Raw genomic sequence first — 19,909 nt, 5'->3', positions numbered from 1 at the left:
ATCAGGCCCGCAGGGCGCGCGGCAGGGATGCCGCGCGTTTTTCGACAGGACAGGGATGTCCTGTCGAAAAACCCCGGCCCGTCCGCGGACCCGTTGCGCGCAGCGCGACGGGCGCGTAGCTCCGGGGTGCCCTTTCTTTTGGTTATCTTTTCTTTGGGCAAGCAAAGAAAAGTAACTCGCCCCGCAGGGGCGAAAGCCTTTGATCTTGTTGTTGTTTCAAAGTCTCAAAGCCTCAAAAGCAAAGTCACTGGATCCCCGCTTTCGCGGGGATGACGAGCAGAAGCAGAGCAAAGAAAAGGCAAAGCAGAAGCAAAAGCAAAAGCAAAAGCAAAGGCACTGGATTCCCGCGTTCGCGGGGATGACGAGCAGAAGAAGCAAAGACAAAGCAAGCAGAAGCAAAAGCAAAGTCACTGGGTCCCCGCCTTCGCGGGGATGACGAACAGAAGCAGAGCAAAGACAAAGCAAGCAGAAGCAAAAGCAAAGACACTGGATTTCCGCTTCCGCGGGAATGACGGGGAAGAGATCTTCGCTAACGGAAGCGACGGCAAAACCAGAGGCGCCGCCCCGTTCCCGCGGCCCTTCGCCAGAGCCATCACGACCCGGACACGCTTGCCGCACGCGCCAACTTCCCCAACGTCGCGCCGGGCAAGGCCTACGGCATCACCGCACTCCGCCGCTCCGCCGCATCGCGACTGTCCAGTACCACCACCCGATTGCGCCCCTCGTGCTTGGCGCGATACATCGCCTCGTCCGCACGCTGCAGCAGCGAGGACGTGCCGTCCATCGTCTGGCACTCCACCACGCCAATGCTCAGGGTCAGCGCGACGGGCGCGCCCTGCACCACCGCGCAGCGCGCCTCGACCTGCTGGCGGATCCGTTCGGCCAGGTCGCGCGCGTGACGGCGCGCCGCGTCCGGCAGCAGCAGCAGGAACTCCTCGCCGCCGATGCGCCCCAGCTTCTGTTCGGGCTGCATCTGCGCACGGATCGCCTCGGTGACCGCGCACAGGCAGGCATCGCCGATGGCATGACCGTGCGTGTCGTTGATGCGCTTGAAGTGGTCGAGGTCGAGGAACAGCACCGACAGCGGCAACCGGCGATGCCGGCTTTCGACGATGGCGCGGTCGAGCCTGCGCATCATGCCGGCGCGGTTGAGCACGCGTGTGAGCGCGTCGTGCTCGGCATCCTGCTGCGCGGCGTCGCGCTCTCGCTGGAACGTGCGCATGCGGTGCGCCAGCCCCAGTACCAGCACTACCGCGGAGAATGCCTGCGTCAGCGGCAGGCCGTATTCCAGCCAGGGATGCAGCGGTTGCCCGGCGCCGAGTTGCAGCGCGCGCGCCGTGGTCACCAGCACCAGCGGCACCCAGGCGATCAGCACGAAGCCGGCATGGCGTCCACCGCGCAGCCACACTGCCGAGAGCGTGACGATCGCCAGCGCGTTGCCCAGCAGCAACAGGCCGTTGCCGAGCGGCGGGAACCAGGCGTCATGCGCGGCGCCCGGCAGCAGGCCCGACACCACCAGCGCGAGCAGCAGCAACGCGGGCAAGGCCGCGCCCGCCAGCCACAGCGCGCGGCTGAGCCGCGGCGCGCGCGGGCGCAGCTCGGCGAAGTCGAGCAGGAAGTACACCGTGACGATCGTCGAACTGGTGGCGACGAACCAGATGCCTTCGGGGCCGAACCGCGCCAGCCACGAGAACAGCCCCAGCGCGTAGGCGTCGCCGTAGGCCAGCAACACGTACAGCATCTGCAGCGCCATCGTCGCGGCGAACAGCAGGTACACGCGCTCGCGCAATTGCAGCCAGAACAGCAGCGCCACCAGCGACACGCCGATCAGGATCCCCAGGCACAGCCACAGCACGCGCACGTGGCCGTAGTCCTCGATCGCGTAATCGCGCGCGGAACGCACCGCGACCTGCAGCGGATAGCGCGCGTCCTCCACGCCGACGTACACCGGCTGCGCGGTGTCGGGCCAGGGAAAGGCGAGCGCGCGGCGCGAGTGGCCGCTGTCGTGGTCGACGGTGAAGATCGACTCGCGCTGCGGCCGGTAGTGCGGCGGCGCGAGCACGGTCAGGCGCGCGCTGTAGGGGTGGTAGACCAGCAGCAGGCGCGCGTCCGGCGTCGGCGATGCATGCACGCGCCACCAGCCGCGGCCCGGGCGCGCGCCGGCCAGCTGGTGCGGCTGCGCGGTCGGGGTCCAGGCGGTTTCGGGCTGGGCGGGGATGGCTTCCGGGGTGTCCGGCGGATCGACCTGCAGGCGTTCGATCCGCGCGACGCCATTGCCGACAGGCGAGGCCGCGACGCCGGCCGGTACCAGCGCCAGCCCCGCCGCCAGGCACATCGCCAGCCACGCTGCCCTCATGCCCCGCCTCCACTGGCTGCGGGGGCAGTGTCCGCCCGGGCGGATGACACCGCAACCCTGCGCCGGCATATGCTCGCGTCTCGCATCGGAGATTCGGGGAATCGCATGTCGATGGAGATCAACTGGCTGGCCGTCGTCGTCGCGGCCGTTTCCGCATTCGTGCTCGGCGGCCTCTGGTACGGGCCGCTGTTCAAGCACGCCTGGTGCCGCGAGGCCGGCATCGACCCGAACGCGGCCCCGCGGCATCCGGCGCGCGTGTTCGGCAGCGCCTTCGTGCTCGCGCTGGTCGCCGCCTTCGCCTTCGCCGTCCTGCTCGGTCCGGATCCGGCGCTGCCCCTGGCCGTGCACCACGGCGCGCTGGTCGGCTTCGCCTTCGTCGCCACCAGCTTCGGCATCAACTACGCCTTCGCCGGACGCAGCCTGAAGCTGTGGCTGATCGACGGCGGCTATCACCTGCTGCAGTTCGTGCTGTACGGCGTGATCCTGGGTCTGTGGCATTGAGCGAGGTCGACACCATGCACGCCATGCCGATCCGCTGGTACTTCGACTTCATCTCGCCCTTCTCCTACCTGCACTGGCAGAAGGTGAAGATGCTGCCCGAAGCGGTGACGCCGGTGCCGATCGTGTTCGGTGCGGTGCTCGCGGCCTGCGGGCAGAAGGGCCCGGCGGAAATCCCCGGCAAGCGCGAATTCACCTACCGGCACGTGCTGTGGCAGGCGCGCCAGGAAGGCGTCGCGCTGCGCTTCCCGCCGGCGCATCCGTTCAATCCGCTGGCGGCCTTGCGCCTGTGCGTGGCCGCCGGCGCGAGCGCGCGGGCGGTCGATGCGCTGTTCGACTGGATCTGGAAGGAAGGGCGCGCCGCGGACAGCAGCGAGGCCCTTGCCCCGGTTGCAGCCGCGCTCGGCATCGATGCGGCGGCGGCACAGGGCGAAGAAGCGAAGGCGCGCCTGCGCGCCAACACGGAGGCGGCGATCGCCGCCGGCGTGTACGGCGTGCCGACGCTGGCCTTCGGCGACCAGCTGTTCTGGGGCAACGACGCCCACGACTTCGCGCTTGCTGCGTTGCGCAATCCGGCGCTGCTGGACGACCCCGAAATGCAGCGCGTGGCCACGCTGCCGGTGGGCGTGCAGCGGCGCTGAAGCGCCACGATGCGCATCGCCCGTCGTGGGCGAAACCCTGTGCGGCGGCGTATGCTGCGCGCACGTTGGTCAAAAAAGCGCCGCCACAGGGGGCCTGAATGCGCATCGGGATCGTCGTCGACTCGCCGTGCGACCTGCCGGAGAACTACCTGCAGGCGCACAACATCTCCATCCTCCCGACCACCGTGCGCATGGGCTCGGCGGTGCTGGAGGACTACCGCAATCCCGAGGCGGCGCTGCAGTTCCTGCAAACCCATCTGGCCGAACGCGGCTGGGAAGCGGAAAGCAGCCCGTTCTCGGTCGAGCAGATCCGCGAGCTGTTCCTGAGCAAGCTGGTCATCGACTACGACTTCGTCTTCTGCCTGACCATCACCAAGACGCGCAGCCAGATCTTCGACAACGCGCAGCAGGCCAGCTTCGCCATCCTCAACGAGTACAAGGGACCGCGCATGGCGGCGGGCAACAATTCGCCCTTCGCGTTACGCGTGATCGACACCCAGAACCTGTTCGCCGCGCAGGGCATCCTCGCGGTGGAAGCCGTGCGCCTGCGCGCGGCCGGCGAAGGCACGCCGAAGATGCGTGCGCGCCTGGAGAACCTCGCGCTGCACACGCAGGGCTTCCTGATCCCGCGCGACCTCAACTACATGCGCGAGCGCACCCGCATCCGCGGCGACCGCAGCGTGAGCTTCCTCGCCGCCAAGCTCGGCACCGCCTTCGACATCAAGCCGATCCTGCACTGCAACCGCGGCGAAACCGGGCCGGTGGGCAAGGTCAAGAATTTCGACAACGCCGCGCAGAAGCTGTTCGAACACGCGGTCTCGCGCATCGAGAAGCGCGAACTGATGACACCGACGATGTGCGTGAGCTACGGCGGCGTGCTCGAGGAACTGCGCGAACTGCCCGGCTATGCGACGCTGCGCCAGGCCTGCGTGGTCAACAACATCGAGCTGTTCGAAACGGTGATGAGCCTCACCAGCATGGTCAACATCGGCAAGGGCGGTCTGGCGCTGGGCTACGCCGCGGAGACCGCCCGGATCGAGTTGTAGCGAGCGACCCGCGCAGTAAATTCGCTGCAGCGGTCGTGTTCACGTACGGAAGATAGCCGCCGGCCTAAGCTGCAGTCCGGCGTCACCACAGGGATATCCGGATGGCCACGCGTTACTACATCAGCCTGCCCGAACCCACCCGCGCGCGCGGCCCCGATCCGGCGCTGGCCTTCAACGCGCACGGCGCCGAGGAATTCGCCGCGCAACTGCAGGAGGCGCTGCGCACGCCAGCCTTGTTCGAACGCTGGCGCAAGCGCCAGGAAGATCCCGACGGTGTCGATCCGTCCTATGGCGCGATCGATCCGGACGCCTCGGTGCAGGGCCGGCAGGACGACCTGCACGTGGTGCTGGTGGTGACCAGCACGATTCCCGGCAACGTGCTCAAGCACCGGCTGCGCCTGCTCGCCGGCAGCGGCTGGGAACTGCGCGACGTCACCGCCGCCTGATCCGGCGCCTAGGAAACGGGCTCGTCGACCGTCGCCTTGCTGCGATCGTCGGGGCGATGCAGCGCGAGCAGCGCGACGCGGCCGCTGATGCCCTCGCGCTCGAAGACCTGGTGCAGATGGCTCTTCACCGTTTCCGGGCTGATGCCGAGGCGTCGTCCGATCTGCTTGTTGCTCATGCCCAGCGCGGCCCAGTGCACGATCTCGCGCTGGCGTTCGGTGAGATGACCCAGGTTGTGGACCGGCGCGGGTGCGCGCCGCTCGGCGGCCAATGCACGCGTGAGCAGGCCGCTGTCGACGGCGAACAATCCGGCTTCCACGGCGCGCAGGGCGCGCAACAGCACATCCGGACTCGCCAGCTTCTCGAGGCAGCCGCTGGCGCCCAGGCGGGCGCAGCTGCGCAGGCTGCTCACGTCCGGATGGCGATAGCAGTAGATGCGCGGCGACTGGCTGTCGGTGGGCATGCGCGCGGTGCGCAGATCGTCGCCATCCAGGAGCCAGACCGCCTGCCGCGTCGAGGGCGCGGGCAGCGAGTCGACGGTGAAGACACCGCACCACTCCAGCTCGCCGCGCGGCGCGAGCACGCGTTGCAGATGCGCCGCCCAGCGCCGGTCGCGACCAAATGCTAGGACCGGCAGACCCGGCATGGATCCTCCCCCGACGCGCGCGGATGCACCTGTAAGGGGGGTAACGGCCGGGGACCGGGGAAACGGCCACCCATGTGGGGAAGCGGCCGTGCGGGACCCGCTGCACAAGCGGCCGCATGCACGGACCGCGGCGGCGGGCCGGTAAGCTGCACCCATGACCCCCATCCTCCTGTCCTGGAGCGGCGGCAAGGACGCGGCCTGGACGCTCCACGTGCTGCGCAGCCGTCCCCATGTCACCGTCGTCGGCCTGCTGACCACCGTCACCGAGGGCTACGAGCGCATCGCCATGCACGGCATTCGCCGCGGCATCCTTCTCGCGCAGGCGCAGGCCACCGGACTGCCGCTGATCGAGACGCGCATCCCGCAGCAGTGCGACAACGCGCGTTACGAAGCTGCCTTCGCCGCCGCGCTGGTGCAGGCGCAGGAGCGCTGGCCGGGGCTGGAGACGATCGCATTCGGCGATCTGTTCCTGGAAGACGTGCGCGCCTGGCGCGAGGCGCTGTGCGCGCGGCTGGGCTGGCGCATCGAGACGCCGCTGTTCGGCGCGGATACTAAGGCGCTCGCCCGGGACATGATCGCCGGCGGCCTGCGCGCCACGCTGTGCTGCGTCGACACCACGCAACTCGATGGTGGATTCAGTGGGCGCGAGTTCGATGCCTCGCTGCTCGCCGAACTGCCTGAAGTGGTCGATCCCTGCGGCGAGCGCGGCGAATTCCACACCTGCGTGCACGCCGGGCCGATGTTTTCGCACCCGCTCGCCCTGCGTCAGGGCGAGCGGGTGCTGCGCGAGGACCGCTTCGCCTACGTCGATCTGGAACCGGCGGATTGAGCGGTCGGGCCGTGATTCAACGCGGTTGCGGCACGCAGTGGTCGACATCCATCAGGAAGCCGGGCGCGCACTGGTCGCTGCTGCGCACGCTGGTGCGACACAGGCCGCTGACCGGTTCGCAACCGTAGCCCGAGGCCGCGCAGTCGTTGCGCGCACCGGCGCTGTTGACGCTGAGCGTCGGCGTTTCGCAATAGGCATGCACCAGGCTCCCGCCCTTGCGCGTCCACTCCGCCAGCTGCGATTGCAGGCGCGCGTTCTCGTCGCGCAACTGCCGGTTTTTCTCGCGTTCCTTTTCCCACTGCTGCCGGTAGTCGATCTGGATGGCGCCGACGTTCGGCGCGACCATCGGCTTGACCGTCGTGACGTTCTGCGCGGACAGCGGCGCCGACGCCAGCACGGCGAGCAGCGCCCAGCAGGTAATGCGCTTCATGGATTCTCCCCGTAAGCCGCCCCTCCGGCGGCAGGGCAGGATAGCTAGGACCGTGTCCGTCAGCCATGCCGGCGCCGTGCGTCCCGCCGCATCGGCAGTGCACCGCGGACCGGCGCGTTGGCTACACTTCCGCCGCGGCGCCGCCGGCGCATCACCAGGGAATCTCCGCCATGCCGATCCTCGGCCTCGGCCTGCACGTCATCGTCGCCATTTTCTTCGCCATGCACGCGATCCGCAGCGGGCAGGACCGCTACTGGCTCATGATCCTGTTCGCGTTCCCGGGCGTTGGCAGCCTGGTCTACGCGCTGATGATCTGGTTGCCCTCGATGCGCCACACCCGCCACGGCCATGCGTTCGTGCGTGGCGTGAAGCAGGTGCTCGATCCGACCCGCGAACTGCGCGCCGCGCAGGAGGCCTTCGAAGACGCGGCCACTACCGACAATCGCCTGCGCCTGGCCGATGCCCTGTTCGCCGCCGGCCGCGCCTCCGAAGCCGTGCCGCAGTACCAGGGCGCGCTGCGCGGCATTCACAGCGACGATCCGGACATCCAGGTGCGCCTGGCCCGCGCGCTGCTGGAATCCGGCCACGCCACGGCGGCACGCGAACTGCTCGACGAGGTGATCCGCAAGCGTCCCGATTTCCGTTCGCAGGACGGCCACATCATCTACGCACGCGCCGTCGCCGCGGAAGGCAATCGCGCGAAGGCACGCGAGGAATTCGAAACCCTGATCGGCTACGCCAGCGGCTTCGAAGCGCACGTGCGCTACGCCGAAGTGCTGCAGGGCTGGGGCGAGACCGAGAAGGCGCGCGCCGTATGCGAGCAGGTGCTGACGCGTGCGAAGCGCATGCCAGGCTTCGCCCGGCGGCTCAACAAGCCGGAACTGGACCGGCTGAAGCAGCTGTCGGCGGTGCTGGCGAAGGGTTGAGGGTGCGGGGCTTCATCACGGCCCCTCATCCTGCCCGCTGCGCGATTGCGCAACGCCGTCCTTCTCCCCCAAGCGGGGCGAGGGGGATGCTTTCTTTCTCCGCTCAAGCGGGGCGAGGGGGTGCTTTCCTTCTCCCCGCGTGTGGGGAGAAGGTCGAAGCGGCGATCAGCCGTTGAGGGCGAAGCGCCGGATGAGGGGCGCGAGCGCAGCGAGCGGCGGTTTGCTTTTCGACGCGAAGCAACCGCAAAAGAAATGCAGCGCCGATCAGTACGCAAACTCGCGAAACACCCGATCGATATCGCCCTGCCACGCGCCCTGGAACAGCGCGAGCTTGCGTTCGGCCGGCGTCTCGTTGGCCTCGGCGAATTCGATCAGCGGTTCGAGGAAACGGCTTTCGTCGGCGCCGTTGCGGTTAAGACGCGCGCGGCGCTGCAATCCTGCGGCGGAAATCTTCAGCGCTTCCAGGGCCAGATCGCGCACGCTGCCGCCGCCGCGGAACGGCAGCTTGAGTGCGTGCTTCGGCACGCCATCGCGCAACGCGTTGCGTTCGGCGAGGGTGAAGTCCTTGACCAGGTCCCAGGCCGCATCCAGCGCGGCATCGTCGTACAGCAGGCCGACCCAGAACGCCGGCAACGCGCACAGCCGGTTCCACGGACCGCCGTCGGCGCCGCGCATCTCCAGATACTTCTTCAGGCGCACTTCCGGGAACGCGGTGGTCATGTGGTCGGACCAGTCGCGCAGCGTCGGCAGCACGCCGGGCAGCACGTCGAGTTCGCCACGCAGGAACTTGCGGAACGACTTGCCGCTCGCGTCGACGTACTCGCCATCGCGGTAGGAGAAGTACATCGGCACGTCGAGCAGGTAATCGACATAGCGCTCGAAACCGAAGCCGTCCTCGAACACGAAGTCGAGCATGCCGGTGCGATCCGGATCGGTGTCGGTCCAGATGTGCGAGCGATACGAGAGATAGCCGTTGGGCTTGCCTTCGGCGAAGGGCGAGTCGGCGAACAGCGCGGTCGCGATCGGCTGCAGCGCCAGCGACACGCGGAACTTCTTCACCATGTCGGCTTCGTCGCTGAAGTCGAGGTTGACCTGCACGGTGCAGGTGCGGGTCATCATGTCCAGGCCGAGGTCGCCGCGCGTGGGCATGTAGGCGCGCATGATCCTGTAGCGGCCCTTGGGCATCCACGGCATGTCCTCGCGCTTCCACTTGGGCTGGAAGCCCATGCCGAGGAAACCGAGCTGCAATTCCTCCGCGACCGTCTTCACCTCGGCGAGGTGTTCGTTGGTCTCGCGGCAGGTTTCGTGGATGTTTTCCAGCGGCGCCCCGGACAGTTCCAGCTGGCCGGCCGGCTCCAGCGTGACCGAAGCGCCGTCGCGGGTCAGCGCGATGGTACGGCCGTGTTCCTGCACGGGCTGCCAGCCGAAACGGGTGAGCCCGGTGAGCAGCGCCTCGATGCCGCGCTCGCCATCGAAGGTGGGCGGGCGCAGGTCGTCGAGACGGAAGCCGAACTTCTCGTGCTCGGTACCGATGCGCCAGTCCGCACGCGGCCTGGCGCCACCGGCGATGTATTCGACCAGTTGGGCGCGATCGGTGATCGGCGACTCGGCGACGTTGCTCGGGCTCGACATGGGGTGCCGTCTTCTTCCGTATCCCTGGGGCGAAGGCGATATGGGGCCGTGCCCTCGCCATCGCAATCCACGCAGCATAGCCCTTCGCCATGACGCGATTGTCGGCCCGGCCGCCGCGACTGTGTTCCAGCATTGGCGTCGCCGCTCCGGCCTCGATGCGGATGCGGGACGCAGCGGCGACGAAACGAACCGCTGCGCTGACTACGTTTTCATCGCCGTTACGTCACCGGCGACGCGCGCGCCACTGCATAGAATCGATCCCGCGCCGCACGGGCGCGTCGCCGGGGAATCGGCATGAGGCAATGGTTCGCGCTGTGCCTGGCGCTGTTGTTCACGACCAGCGCCGCTGCGCGTGGTTATGCGATCCAGCACCTGGAACCGGCCAACTGGTGGGTCGGCATGCAGCACGATCGCGTCGAGCTGCTGGTGCATGGTCCGGGCATCGCCGCGTTGCAGCCGCGCGTGGACTGGCCCGGCGTCGCCGTCGCCGATGTCGCCCGGGTCGAGAACGCCAACTATCTGTTCGTCACGCTGGCGATCGCGGCGGACGCGAAGCCGGGTCGCTTCCCCATCGACTTCATGGAAGGCGAACGCATCGCCGTGCGCCACGACTGGGCACTGGAAGCGCGCGAAGCGGGTTCGGCGCAGCGGCACGGTTTCGATGCGTCCGACGCGATCTACCTGGTCACGCCCGACCGCTTCGCCAACGCGGATCCGGGCAACGACAGCGCGCCGGGGATGCAGGAACACGGCAATCGCGCCGATCCCAACGGCCGCCACGGCGGCGACATCACCGGCCTGCGCCAGCATCTGGATTACATCGCCGGCCTGGGCTTCACCCAGATCTGGCCGACGCCGTTGCTGGAGAACAACCAGCCCGCGTACTCGTACCACGGCTACGCGATCACCGACCTGTACCGCACCGATCCGCGCTTCGGCAGCAACGAGGATTACCGCGCGCTGTCGCGCGAAGCACGCGCGCATGGCCTGGGGCTGATCATGGACGTGGTGCTCAATCACGTCGGTTCGCAGCACTGGTGGTTGCGCGATCCGCCGACGCGCGACTGGTTCAATCACCCCTATTTCGATCGCGCCGACCGTTTCGTCGAGACCAATCATCGCCGCACCACGGTGCAGGATCCGCATGCCGCACCGGCGGACAAGGCGTTGTTTACCGATGGCTGGTTCGTGAAAGCGATGCCGGATCTCAACCAGCGCAATCCGCACCTGGCGCGCTACCTGATCCAGAACACGCTGTGGTGGATCGAATACGCGGGGCTGTCGGGCATCCGCGAGGACACCTTCGGCTATGCCGACGCCGATTTCCTCAGTGCCTGGGGCGCGGCCGTACTCGCCGAATACCCCGACTTCGCCATGGTCGGCGAGGAATGGAGTGCGAACCCCGCGATCGTCGCGCACTGGCAGCGGGGCAAGGTCAATCCGGACGGCCACGTGCCGCACATGCCGAGCATGATGGATTTCCCGCTGCACATCGCCTTGCGCACGGCGCTGCTGCAGCCCGAAGGCGGGGATTACGGCTGGGTCGGGCTGTACGAGATGCTGGCGAACGACTTCCTGTATCCGGATCCGGATCGGCTGGTCGTGTTTGCGGAGAATCACGACACGCCGCGCGCGCTGGCGCATTTCAACGGTGACATCGCGCTGTGGAAGCTGGCTATCGCCTGGATCGCGACCGTGCGCGGTACGCCGCAGTTCTACTACGGCTCGGAAGTGCTGCTGCAGGGGCCGCGCGAACGCAACGACGGCGAACTGCGCGCCGACATGCCCGGCGGCTGGGCCGGCGATGCGCGCGATGCCTTCACCGGCACGGGCCTGACCGACGCGCAACGCGACGCGCAGGATTACGTGCGCGCGCTGTTCAACTGGCGCAAGCGCACGCCGGTCGTGCAGCACGGCAAGCTGCAGCACTTCGCGCCGGAAAACGGCGTCTACGTGTACTTCCGTTACGACGGCAAGGACACGGTGATGGTGGCCTTGAACAGGAATCCGGAAGCCACGCCACTGGCGCTGGACCGCTTAGGCGATTTCATCGGCAAGGACAGCCGGGCGCGCGATGCGCTGACCGGGAAGGCGGTGACGCTCGGCACGGCGCTGTCGTTGCCCGGCACGTCGGCGACGATCCTCGAAATCGAGTGACCACGGCAGGCGGGCCCTGGCCCGCCATCGTCGCGTGCGAGTCTCCTGACGGCGGGCCAAGGCCCGCCCCTACCTGCGGCTCAGAGTTCCAGCCAGCGCCCCAGCACCGCGCGCGCCTCGTCCACGCCCTGCTTCGATTCGCCCGAGAAGGTCTGCACGCTCACGGTGTCGCCGAAGGCGCGCGACAGTTCCATGCGCACGGCCTGCAGGGTGTTCGCGGCGGCGCCGCGGCTGAGCTTGTCGGCCTTGGTCAGCAGCACGTGCGCGGGGAGGTCGCGGCGCACCGCGTAGCCCAGCATCTGCCGGTCGTAATCCTTGAGCGGATGACGGATGTCCATCACCACCACCAGGCCACGCAGCGCCTGCCGGGTGGCGAAGTAGCTTTCGATGAAGGCCTGCCAGTGCGCCTGCAGGTCCTGCGGGACCTTGGCATAGCCGTAGCCGGGCAGGTCGACCAGGTATTTGTCGCCCGGCGGGTTGGCGCCGGTGGGGGCGAAGTCGAAGAACACCAGCTGCTGGGTCCGGCCCGGGGTCTTGGAGACCCGGGCCAGGGCGTTCTGCTGGCAGATCGCATTCAGGGCGCTGGACTTGCCGGCATTGGAGCGGCCGGCGAAGGCGACCTCGAAGCCGCCGTCGGCCGGGAGTTGCCGGGGATTGTGCGCCGACAGCAGGTAGCGGGCGCGGACGAAGGGGTTGGGAGGGCTGGCCATGGCTACAGGATCGCATGGTCGCCGCGGCGATCCCGAGGCCGCGCCTCCGGGCGCGCGACCGCGGCCCGACGCCGGCGCCGCGATCCGCGCCCACGGAGCCGGCGCAGCGACGCCCGCCGGGACCGGCTCGCGTTGACCGTCCCGCGCCCCGCAACGATAATTTCGCGGTTTCGTCCTTCGACAAGCCCGGCAGAAAGCGGGCCGACGGACTCGTCCCAGTTCTGGAGCCCAGCCTCATGCGCCACGCCCGCGTCCTCGGCCTCGTCGGCCTCACTGCAGTCGCAGTGGGTGCTGCAGCCGTCGCCTTCGCCCAAGCCACGGTCACCCCGGTGCCGGACAACGCAGCCGTGCAGACCGCGCCGCTGGTCGAGAAGCCGGCGACCTGGGGCGATGCCAAGGCCGGCGCCGCCAAGGCCGGCACCTGCGCCGCGTGCCACGGCCTCGACGGCAACCCGACCGATCCGCAGTACCCGCGCCTGGCCGGCATGCCCGAGCGCTACATCGCCCACCAGATCGCCCTGTTCAAGAGCGGCGAGCGCAACACCGGCATGGCCGCGGTGATGAAGCCGTTCGCCGACCAGCTGACCGCGCAGGACGCCCGCGACCTGGGCGCGCACTTCGCGATGCAGAAGGCCGCCTCCGGCGTCGCCGACGACACCGTGATCACCGCCGGCCCGAACAAGGACAGGAAGTTCTTCGAAGTCGGCCAGCAGCTGTTCCGCAGCGGCGACCAGGCCCGCGGCATCCCGGCGTGCATGGCCTGCCACGGCCCGGTCGGCGCCGGCAATCCGGGCCCGGCCTACCCGGCCGTCGCCGGCCAGCAGGCCGCCTACGTGCAGCGCCGCCTGGAGGAATACCGCGCCGGCACCACCACGCAGAAGGATCCGCACCTGTTCAACGTGATGGCCACGATCGCCGGCAAGCTCACCGACGAGGAAATCGGCTCGCTCGCCAGCTACGTGCAGGGCCTGCACCCGCGCGCCGACGAGGTCGCCGCGGAAACCGCCCAGGCCAGCGCGCGCTGAACCCGGCGCCACGCGCACGGTCACAGACCGGCACGCTGTTGTTCAATACGCCGACCGTGCCCGCCACGGTCGGCGTTTTCATTTCCGCCCCTGCTTTCGACGAAGGATCCCCATGACCCTGCGCCTGTTCGCCTCGTGCCTGAGCCTGCTGCTGTTCGCCCTGCCTGCCGCGGCGCAGACGGGACCGATGTCCGAAGCGGCGATCGACAAGGCGGTCGATGCCGTGCTCAATGCGCCGCGGTCCGCGACCGAAGGGATCGACTACGAAGTGATCGAGGACGCCGCGCCCTACGAACCGGTCGCCGGCCGGATCGAGGTGGTGGAGGTCTTCGGCTACACCTGCCCGCACTGCGCGCATTTCGAACCCGCGGTGGAAGCCTGGAAGGACCGGCTGCCGAAGGACGTGAAGTTCACCCCGGTGCCGGCGCCCTTCGGCGGCTACTGGACGCCGTACGCGCGGGCGTATTTCGCCGCGAAGGCGCTGGGCATCCTCGATCGTTCGCACGAAGCGGTGTTCCGCGCGCTGCACGAGGAAGGCACCCTGCCGCGCAATCCGACCGACGACGAGCTCGCCGCCTTCTACGTGCGCTTCGGCGTGCAGCCGACGCACTTCATCGCGACGCTCAACGGCGCGGCCGTCGATGCGCAGATGGAAAAGGCCGAGGCCTTCGTGCGCCGCACCGGCGTGGAAGGCACGCCGACCCTCATCGTGGCCGGCAAGTACCGGGTCACCGCCGGGCCGAAGGACGCGCTGCGCGTGGTCGACCAGCTGGTCGCGCGCGAACGCGCCGCGGCCCGGGCGCGCGGGCGCTGACGCGCCGGTTCGCCTGCCGCCGCTATCCTGCCGCCGTACCTGGTCCACCCCACTCCGTTCCGCGAGAAGCACCGCGATGAGCCTGCGTTCCGTCCCGTTCCTGTCCGTCCTCTGCCTGTTCGTGCTCTTCCTCGCCACGGCCTGCACCAACGAAACCGCAGCCCCAGCGACGACGCATGCCGAAGCGCCGGCCGCGACCGCGTCCCGCCCCGTCGCCGCCGAACCCGCGCCCGCCGCCACGCCCGACGTGCCCACCGGTCCGGCGCCGGTCGCCGGCATCGACTACGCCGAAATCCCCGACGGCCACCGCTACGGCGCCGCGGACGACCGCATCGAGGTCGTGGAAGTCTTCAGCTACACCTGCCCGCACTGCGCGCGCTTCGAGCCGCTGCTGCTCGAATGGCGCGCGCGGCAACCGGCCGACGTGCAGTTCGTGCCCGTCGCCGGCCCGTTCGGCGCGAACCCGGAACCGTTCGTGCGCGCGTTCTACGCCGCCGAATCGCTGGGCGTGCGCGCCCGCACCCACGAGTCCGTGTTCGATGCGCTGCACGTGAGCGGCCGGCTCGATCCGATGCGCGCCACGCCGCAGACGATCGCCGCCTTGTACGCACAGGCCGGCGTCGATCCGGCACAGTTCGTCGTGGCCATGGGCAGCCCGGCCACCAACGACGCGATCCGGCATGCCACCGACTTCATCATCCGGTCCGGTGTCGACGGCACGCCCGCGATCGTCGTCGACGGCAAGTACCGCGTCACCGGCAAGACCATGGAAGACATGCTGCGCATCGCCACGCATCTCGTCGCCCGGGAGCGCGCGGCGCGCGGCGGCTGAGCCGTCGCCACGGCGGTGACATGCAGGCCCATCCGGACCATCGCCGGCTCAAGCTGCTCAGCGCCAACATCCAGGCCGGCTCGAGCACGCGCCGCTACAGCGACTACGCCGTGCGCAGCTGGTCGCACGTGCTGCCGATGGGCAACAAGCGGCTGAGCCTGGACGCGATCGCGCAGCTCGCCGGCGAACACGACATCGTCGGCCTCAACGAAAGCGATCCGGGCAGCCTGCGTTCGGGTTTCACCAACCAGACCCACTACCTCGCCCAGCGCGGCGGCTTCCACTACTGGAGCCACCAGCCCAACCGGCGCGTCGGCGGCGTGGCCTCCAGCGCCAACGGCCTGCTGAGCAAGCTGGAGCCGGTGGAAGTCATCGACCATTCCCTGCCCGGCCGCATCGCCGGCCGCGGCGTGCTGCTCGCGCGCTTCGGCGACGAGGCCGATTCGCTCACCATCGCCATCGCTCATCTCTCGCTCGGCGCGCAATCGCGTGCGTCACAGCTGGCCTTCATCGCCGAGCTGCTGCACGACCACCCGCACGCGGTGCTGATGGGCGACTTCAACTGCGACATCGACCGACCGGAAATGGCCACGCTGTTCCGGCGCACGCGCCTGCAGCCGCCCGCGCATGTGGTGCCGACCTTTCCGAGCTGGCGTCCGCAGCGCGCGATCGACCACATCCTGCTCGGCGACGGTCTGACCCGCCACCACGCGCGCGCGCTGCCGGCGGCGCAATCGGACCACCTCGCGCTGTCGCTGGAACTCGACGTCCCGGCCAGCGCAATCCGCAGCTGATCGCGGCCGAATCGCAGGCGCAGACATCGCAGTCCCGGCGCCATCGACGCATGGCGCACAAAAGAAAACGGCCGGTGGCGAACCACCGGCCGTTTCGTTTAACCACTACCGATCGCTTAGAAGCGGTAGTCGGCGCTGACGTACCAGAACGAGCCCGGCAGGTCGTAGGTGCCCGCGTCGTAACCGTTGAGCGAGCAGGTCAGGCACACCGGCGGTTCCTTGCCGAAGATGTTGTTGACGCCCAGCGACAACTTCAGGCCGTCCAGGGTGAAGGCGTTCTTCCAGCCCACCTGCAGGTCGTGGTAGGTGGTGGAACCCAGGTCGTTGAACTCGACGCCGCCCATGCAGCCCGGAGCCTCGGCGACCGGCACGTTGCTGCAGGCTTCCTTGACCGAGCTGATGTAGCGCGACGTCCAGCTGACGTCCCAGTCGCCCTTGCTCCAGCCGACCTGGAGGTTGGTCTGCCACTCGGGGATGGCGCTGTCGTTGACTTCGACACCTTCCTCACGCTGCGACTTGAAGCCGTCGACATCCACCGCTTCGTACTTGAACACGGTGGTGGCCTGCAGCCCCGCGGTCAGGCGACCCCAGCCCCATTCCGGGCTGCGCCAGTTGACCTTGACGTCCATGCCGTCGGTCTTGATGGTGCCCAGGTTGTCGAGGAAGTTGTTCGGCGGGTTGAGGTTGCCGCTGGGACCACGCGAGAACACCGCGCAGCTCGGCGACGAAGTCGGCAGGCCGCCGGCGGCGAGGCAGGACTCCAGCAGCGCCTGCAGGTCGCGCGCCTGGATGGCGCCGTCGACTTCATGGTTGTAGTAACTCAGTTCGAAGTCGAGCTTGTCCGACCACGACAGGCCTTCGGCCCAGCTCGGGCTGTACACCATGCCGACGGTGTAGCTGTCGGACTCTTCCGGCTGCAGGTCCGGATTACCGCCGGTGAAGGTGGTGATCTGCGTGTTGGCCTGCTCGAAGCCGTTGGGCACGCCCTGTGCACGGCACGCGGTTTCCAGCGGCGTGGTGTTCAGACCGTCGGAAGCGTCGACCACCAGGGTACCGGTCGGACCGCACGGATCCACCAGCGTCGCGCCGAACTGGGTCAGGCCGTACAGCTCGCCCAGGTTCGGGGCGCGGAAGCCTTCCGAGTAGGTGCCGCGGAACACCAGGTCTTCGACCGGCTGCCAGCGGAAGCCGACCTTGCCGGTGGTCGCGTCGCCGAAGGTCGAGTAGTCGGAGTAGCGCACCGCCGCGTTGAGTTCCAGCGAGGCCAGCACGGGGAAGTTCGCTTCCGCGTAGATTTCGTCGACCTTGTAGTCGGCGGAAACGGCGGCCGCGAAGGAATCCTGCGATTCGCCGGTACGGCGCAGCGGATCGGGGTTGAACTCGCCGCGGTACTTGCGGTGTTCCACGCCCGCGGCGAAGCCCGCAGTGCGGTCGCCGATGTTGAACAGGTCGCCGGTGATGTTGGCCTGCAGCAGGTCCAGCGTCTGCTTGCTGGCGTCGATCTGCTCCGTGCGGATCCAGTCGATCATCTCCTGCGTCATCGGACGGCCCTGGCCGCCGAACAGGTCGAGCGGCACGCAGCCCGGCACCAGCGCGCACACGGCGGGATCACCCAGCGCGAGCTTGATCTTGGCCACGTTGTAGCCGTTGAAGAAGTGCTGCTGCGCCTTGTTCTCGGAATGGACGCCGTTCACGTCCCAGCTGAACGAGTGCTCGCCGACGGCGAACGTGCCATCCAGGCCCAGGTTGAAGTAGCTGGTATCTACGTCCTGGTTGAAGATGCGCGGACCGACTTCGACCGGACGGCGCGTGACCCAGCCGAAGTTGCTCGCCGGATCCAGGGTGATGCCGAACGGGTTGTACGGGTTGTCGGCATGGACGATGACCGTGTCGGCGATGCCGCCGGTGCCGGCGAACGGGCCGACGAAGATCGGCTCCGGCGCAGCCTGGTTGGTCGACGTACGGTTGTTGTACATCGCCTTGGCGTGCAGGCGGACGTTGTCGGTCAGGTCGTAGTTGAGGCTGGTGAACAGCGCCTTGCGCTTGCTCGGCGTCAGCAGCAGGTTGTACGGCGCGAAGTTGAAGCGGTCGGCACCGCTGAAGTTGTGGTACGTGCCGCCCGTGGGATCGTTGGGGTCCCACGCCGGCGTGGTGGTGCCGTCGTTGAGCGTGAGGTCGAACCACATCTCGCCGGCCGGATCGCAGAAGCCGTACTGGGTGGGATCGGCGATCGACGGATCGCAGAAGGTGTAGCGGCCCTGCGGCGTGCCGGAGCTGCCGCCGCGCAGGCCCGTGCCCGGCGTCGGGAACGAGGACTGCTCCCAGCTGCCCGAGCTGATCTTCTTCTGCTCGTAGTAGCTCGCGCCGAACACGGCATTGAAGCGCTCGCCGCCGCCGCCGAGAGTCACCGAGGCCTCGGTGGTCTCGCCGCCGTCCTCGTACTCGCCGTAGTAGGCGTGCGCTTCGGCACCGTCGAAGTTGCGGCGGGTGATGATGTTGACCACGCCGGCGATGGCGTCGGAGCCGTAGATCGCCGAGGCGCCGTCTTCGAGCACTTCGACGCGTTCGACGATCGCCAGCGGAATCGTGTTGACGTCGGCGCTGCCGCTCACGCCCGAGGCAGAGGATTCGTTGACCCAGCGGATGCCATCGACCAGCACCAGCACGCGCTTGGAGCCGAGATTGCGCAGGTCGACCTGCGCGGAACCCGCGCCGATGCCGCCGCCGTCATTGGGGTAACCGAAGTTGCCCGACGAGTTGAACTTGGCGTTGAGCGCCTGGCCGCTCGCGGTGAGCTGCTGCAGGATTTCGCCGACGGTCTGCACGCCGGTCTTCTCGAGCTTCTGCCGGTCGAGGATGAAGACGGGCTGCGAGGTGACGAGGTTCGACTGCTTGATGCGCGAACCGGTCACCGTCACGGTATCGAGCGTGGTCGCATTGGCCTGATCGGCCGGGGGTGCGTCCTGAGCCGCGGCGACGTTCGAAGCGAACGCGGCCGGCAGGCTCAGGAGCAGGGACAGCTGGATGGCTTTCGCCAACCTCTGGGGGCGCAGCGACTTCATGATTCTCTCTCCTGGAATTCTTATGAATGCTGTAGCGGGCACGCGGGGGCGCTGTCGGGGTCCTGCGGACAGCGCCGTCGAGTTGTAAACAATTAGTGAATCCGCCACAAGCGGAAAGAAGTCACGCCCTTTCCGGCAAAACCGCTCACCCACCCAGGGCGAGGCTGACCCCCACCGCGACGAGGAACGCCGCGAACACCCGCTTCAGGCTGGCACCGTCGAGGCGATGGGCCAGGCGCATGCCGTACGGCGCGGCGAACACGGACGCCGCCGCCACGCCGATCGCCGCGGGCAGGTACACGTAACCGAGCGCGAATTGCGGCAGCGCACCATGCGGTGCATGCAGCGCGTAGCCCACCGCACTGGCCAGGCCGATTGCCACGCCGCAGGCGGACGAGGTGCCCACCGCACGCACCGGCGCCACGCCTCGCCACACCAGCAGCGGTACGGTCATGCTGCCGCCGCCGATGCCGACCACCGCCGAAACCGCGCCGATCGCGGTGCCGGCCAGCGTCATCGCCGCGCCGCGCGGCGCCGGCACGGGGCCGTCGGCGGGCGCACGGGTACGGCCGAACAGCAATTGCGCGGCCGCGAGCAGGCAATACCCCGCCACGATCCAGCGCAGCGCGTCGCCATCGATGCGCACCGCGATGCCGCTGCCCAGCCAGCCGCCGACCAGCAGGCCCGGCACCATCCAGCGCACCGTCGGCCACAGCACGCTGCCGCGCCCGTGGTGCGCGCGAGCGGAGGCCGCCGCCGTCAGGACGATACTCGCCAGCGAACTGGCCAGCGCCGCATGCATCGCCGCTTCCTGCGGCACGCCGACGCCCGGCAGCAGCCAGGCCAGGGCCGCGACCAGCACGAGCCCGCCACCGACGCCGAGCAATCCGGCGAGCACGCCGGCTACCGCGCCGAGCGCGAGGAACAACAGCAGCGACAGCAACATGGCCACTCCATCATCGAATCGCGGAAGGCCGGCGATCGTAACGCGCGACGCGCGTGCATCGTCGGTACGCGCGGCCGACGGCGCCGTAGTGCGCGCTGCAGCGGGCACCGCGCATTCACAT

General features: G+C 68.7%; 18 protein-coding genes. 11 read left to right on the top strand and 7 right to left on the bottom strand.

Going from position 1 to position 19,909, the window contains the following annotated elements:
• Positions 1-652 precede the first annotated feature (652 nt).
• A complete protein-coding gene (locus tag ACFPN1_RS14810; RefSeq protein ID WP_386755940.1) occupies positions 653-2,356 on the bottom strand; it encodes a GGDEF domain-containing protein in 1,704 nt (567 codons plus the stop codon).
• Between the two features lie 105 nt (positions 2,357-2,461).
• On the opposite strand from ACFPN1_RS14810, the gene ACFPN1_RS14805 reads away from it, so the two are divergent.
• The 4 genes from ACFPN1_RS14805 to ACFPN1_RS14790 all read left to right on the top strand — a co-directional run bounded on the left by ACFPN1_RS14805 (position 2,462) and on the right by ACFPN1_RS14790 (position 4,987).
• Positions 2,462-2,857 carry a DUF1761 domain-containing protein gene (locus tag ACFPN1_RS14805; RefSeq protein ID WP_386755938.1) on the top strand — a complete coding sequence of 132 codons (396 nt, stop codon included), beginning with the start codon at positions 2,462-2,464 and terminating at the stop codon, positions 2,855-2,857.
• A 23-nt stretch (positions 2,858-2,880) separates the two neighbouring features.
• Entirely contained in the window at positions 2,881-3,495 is a 615-nt protein-coding gene (locus tag ACFPN1_RS14800; protein WP_386755993.1) for a 2-hydroxychromene-2-carboxylate isomerase, read from the top strand.
• Positions 3,496-3,593: 98 nt separating this feature from the next.
• Positions 3,594-4,541, top strand: a complete 948-nt coding sequence (locus ACFPN1_RS14795) for a DegV family protein (RefSeq protein ID WP_386755937.1) — start codon at positions 3,594-3,596, stop codon at positions 4,539-4,541.
• A gap of 101 nt (positions 4,542-4,642) precedes the next feature.
• Positions 4,643-4,987: a hypothetical protein gene (locus tag ACFPN1_RS14790; protein WP_386755936.1), complete on the top strand. Its 345-nt coding sequence runs from the start codon at positions 4,643-4,645 to the stop codon at positions 4,985-4,987.
• A gap of 8 nt (positions 4,988-4,995) precedes the next feature.
• On the opposite strand, the gene ACFPN1_RS14785 is transcribed toward ACFPN1_RS14790, so the two are convergent.
• Positions 4,996-5,631 (bottom strand): LuxR family transcriptional regulator, encoded by a 636-nt coding sequence (locus tag ACFPN1_RS14785; protein WP_386755934.1) that lies wholly within the window; start codon positions 5,629-5,631, stop codon positions 4,996-4,998.
• A 154-nt stretch (positions 5,632-5,785) separates the two neighbouring features.
• On the opposite strand from ACFPN1_RS14785, the gene ACFPN1_RS14780 reads away from it, so the two are divergent.
• Positions 5,786-6,460 (top strand): Dph6-related ATP pyrophosphatase, encoded by a 675-nt coding sequence (locus tag ACFPN1_RS14780; RefSeq protein WP_386755933.1) that lies wholly within the window; start codon positions 5,786-5,788, stop codon positions 6,458-6,460.
• Between the two features lie 16 nt (positions 6,461-6,476).
• Here ACFPN1_RS14780 and ACFPN1_RS14775 read toward each other — a convergent pair whose 3' ends face one another.
• Complete coding sequence (locus ACFPN1_RS14775) at positions 6,477-6,890, bottom strand: hypothetical protein (RefSeq protein WP_386755932.1); 414 nt, start codon at positions 6,888-6,890, stop codon at positions 6,477-6,479.
• 170 nt (positions 6,891-7,060) lie between these two features.
• Between ACFPN1_RS14775 and ACFPN1_RS14770 the strand changes: the two genes are divergently transcribed.
• Positions 7,061-7,816 carry a tetratricopeptide repeat protein gene (locus tag ACFPN1_RS14770; RefSeq protein WP_386755930.1) on the top strand — a complete coding sequence of 252 codons (756 nt, stop codon included), beginning with the start codon at positions 7,061-7,063 and terminating at the stop codon, positions 7,814-7,816.
• Positions 7,817-8,080: 264 nt separating this feature from the next.
• Here ACFPN1_RS14770 and ACFPN1_RS14765 read toward each other — a convergent pair whose 3' ends face one another.
• Entirely contained in the window at positions 8,081-9,448 is a 1,368-nt protein-coding gene (locus ACFPN1_RS14765; RefSeq protein ID WP_386755929.1) for a glutamate--cysteine ligase, read from the bottom strand.
• Between the two features lie 294 nt (positions 9,449-9,742).
• On the opposite strand from ACFPN1_RS14765, the gene ACFPN1_RS14760 reads away from it, so the two are divergent.
• Entirely contained in the window at positions 9,743-11,605 is a 1,863-nt protein-coding gene (locus tag ACFPN1_RS14760; RefSeq protein WP_386755928.1) for a glycoside hydrolase family 13 protein, read from the top strand.
• Positions 11,606-11,685: 80 nt separating this feature from the next.
• On the opposite strand, the gene yihA is transcribed toward ACFPN1_RS14760, so the two are convergent.
• Positions 11,686-12,315: a ribosome biogenesis GTP-binding protein YihA/YsxC gene (gene yihA, locus ACFPN1_RS14755; RefSeq protein ID WP_386755926.1), complete on the bottom strand. Its 630-nt coding sequence runs from the start codon at positions 12,313-12,315 to the stop codon at positions 11,686-11,688.
• Positions 12,316-12,551: 236 nt separating this feature from the next.
• Here yihA and ACFPN1_RS14750 point away from each other — a divergent pair, with 236 nt between their 5' ends.
• From ACFPN1_RS14750 to ACFPN1_RS14735, 4 genes are all read left to right on the top strand, one after another.
• Positions 12,552-13,340 carry a c-type cytochrome gene (locus ACFPN1_RS14750; protein ID WP_386755925.1) on the top strand — a complete coding sequence of 263 codons (789 nt, stop codon included), beginning with the start codon at positions 12,552-12,554 and terminating at the stop codon, positions 13,338-13,340.
• Between the two features lie 118 nt (positions 13,341-13,458).
• Positions 13,459-14,154 carry a thiol:disulfide interchange protein DsbA/DsbL gene (locus ACFPN1_RS14745; RefSeq protein ID WP_386755992.1) on the top strand — a complete coding sequence of 232 codons (696 nt, stop codon included), beginning with the start codon at positions 13,459-13,461 and terminating at the stop codon, positions 14,152-14,154.
• Positions 14,155-14,230: 76 nt separating this feature from the next.
• Complete coding sequence (locus ACFPN1_RS14740) at positions 14,231-14,986, top strand: thiol:disulfide interchange protein DsbA/DsbL (protein WP_386755924.1); 756 nt, start codon at positions 14,231-14,233, stop codon at positions 14,984-14,986.
• Between the two features lie 53 nt (positions 14,987-15,039).
• The gene (locus ACFPN1_RS14735) at positions 15,040-15,780 is read left to right on the top strand and encodes an endonuclease/exonuclease/phosphatase family protein (protein WP_386755990.1); all 741 of its coding nucleotides are present in this window, start codon (positions 15,040-15,042) and stop codon (positions 15,778-15,780) included.
• Between the two features lie 116 nt (positions 15,781-15,896).
• On the opposite strand, the gene ACFPN1_RS14730 is transcribed toward ACFPN1_RS14735, so the two are convergent.
• Positions 15,897-18,845 (bottom strand): TonB-dependent receptor plug domain-containing protein, encoded by a 2,949-nt coding sequence (locus ACFPN1_RS14730; RefSeq protein ID WP_386755989.1) that lies wholly within the window; start codon positions 18,843-18,845, stop codon positions 15,897-15,899.
• A 142-nt stretch (positions 18,846-18,987) separates the two neighbouring features.
• Entirely contained in the window at positions 18,988-19,788 is an 801-nt protein-coding gene (locus tag ACFPN1_RS14725) for a sulfite exporter TauE/SafE family protein (RefSeq protein ID WP_386755922.1), read from the bottom strand.
• Positions 19,789-19,909: the final 121 nt, after the last annotated feature.

Origin of the sequence: Lysobacter yangpyeongensis (assembly GCF_042655745.1) — a bacterium.
Classification (GTDB): Bacteria; Pseudomonadota; Gammaproteobacteria; order Xanthomonadales; family Xanthomonadaceae; genus Agrilutibacter; species Agrilutibacter yangpyeongensis.
Note: the sequence above shows the minus strand (reverse complement) of the source record. Positions and strands in the feature narration are given on the sequence as shown.

Coding starts and splice junctions, on each gene's coding strand:
- ACFPN1_RS14810 (WP_386755940.1), bottom strand. CDS start 2,356: ATGAGGGCAGCGTGGCTGGCGATGTGCCTGGCGGCGGGGCTGGCGCTG.
- ACFPN1_RS14805 (WP_386755938.1), top strand. CDS start 2,462: ATGTCGATGGAGATCAACTGGCTGGCCGTCGTCGTCGCGGCCGTTTCC.
- ACFPN1_RS14800 (WP_386755993.1), top strand. CDS start 2,881: ATGCCGATCCGCTGGTACTTCGACTTCATCTCGCCCTTCTCCTACCTG.
- ACFPN1_RS14795 (WP_386755937.1), top strand. CDS start 3,594: ATGCGCATCGGGATCGTCGTCGACTCGCCGTGCGACCTGCCGGAGAAC.
- ACFPN1_RS14790 (WP_386755936.1), top strand. CDS start 4,643: ATGGCCACGCGTTACTACATCAGCCTGCCCGAACCCACCCGCGCGCGC.
- ACFPN1_RS14785 (WP_386755934.1), bottom strand. CDS start 5,631: ATGCCGGGTCTGCCGGTCCTAGCATTTGGTCGCGACCGGCGCTGGGCG.
- ACFPN1_RS14780 (WP_386755933.1), top strand. CDS start 5,786: ATGACCCCCATCCTCCTGTCCTGGAGCGGCGGCAAGGACGCGGCCTGG.
- ACFPN1_RS14775 (WP_386755932.1), bottom strand. CDS start 6,890: ATGAAGCGCATTACCTGCTGGGCGCTGCTCGCCGTGCTGGCGTCGGCG.
- ACFPN1_RS14770 (WP_386755930.1), top strand. CDS start 7,061: ATGCCGATCCTCGGCCTCGGCCTGCACGTCATCGTCGCCATTTTCTTC.
- ACFPN1_RS14765 (WP_386755929.1), bottom strand. CDS start 9,448: ATGTCGAGCCCGAGCAACGTCGCCGAGTCGCCGATCACCGATCGCGCC.
- ACFPN1_RS14760 (WP_386755928.1), top strand. CDS start 9,743: ATGAGGCAATGGTTCGCGCTGTGCCTGGCGCTGTTGTTCACGACCAGC.
- yihA (WP_386755926.1), bottom strand. CDS start 12,315: ATGGCCAGCCCTCCCAACCCCTTCGTCCGCGCCCGCTACCTGCTGTCG.
- ACFPN1_RS14750 (WP_386755925.1), top strand. CDS start 12,552: ATGCGCCACGCCCGCGTCCTCGGCCTCGTCGGCCTCACTGCAGTCGCA.
- ACFPN1_RS14740 (WP_386755924.1), top strand. CDS start 14,231: ATGAGCCTGCGTTCCGTCCCGTTCCTGTCCGTCCTCTGCCTGTTCGTG.
- ACFPN1_RS14725 (WP_386755922.1), bottom strand. CDS start 19,788: ATGTTGCTGTCGCTGCTGTTGTTCCTCGCGCTCGGCGCGGTAGCCGGC.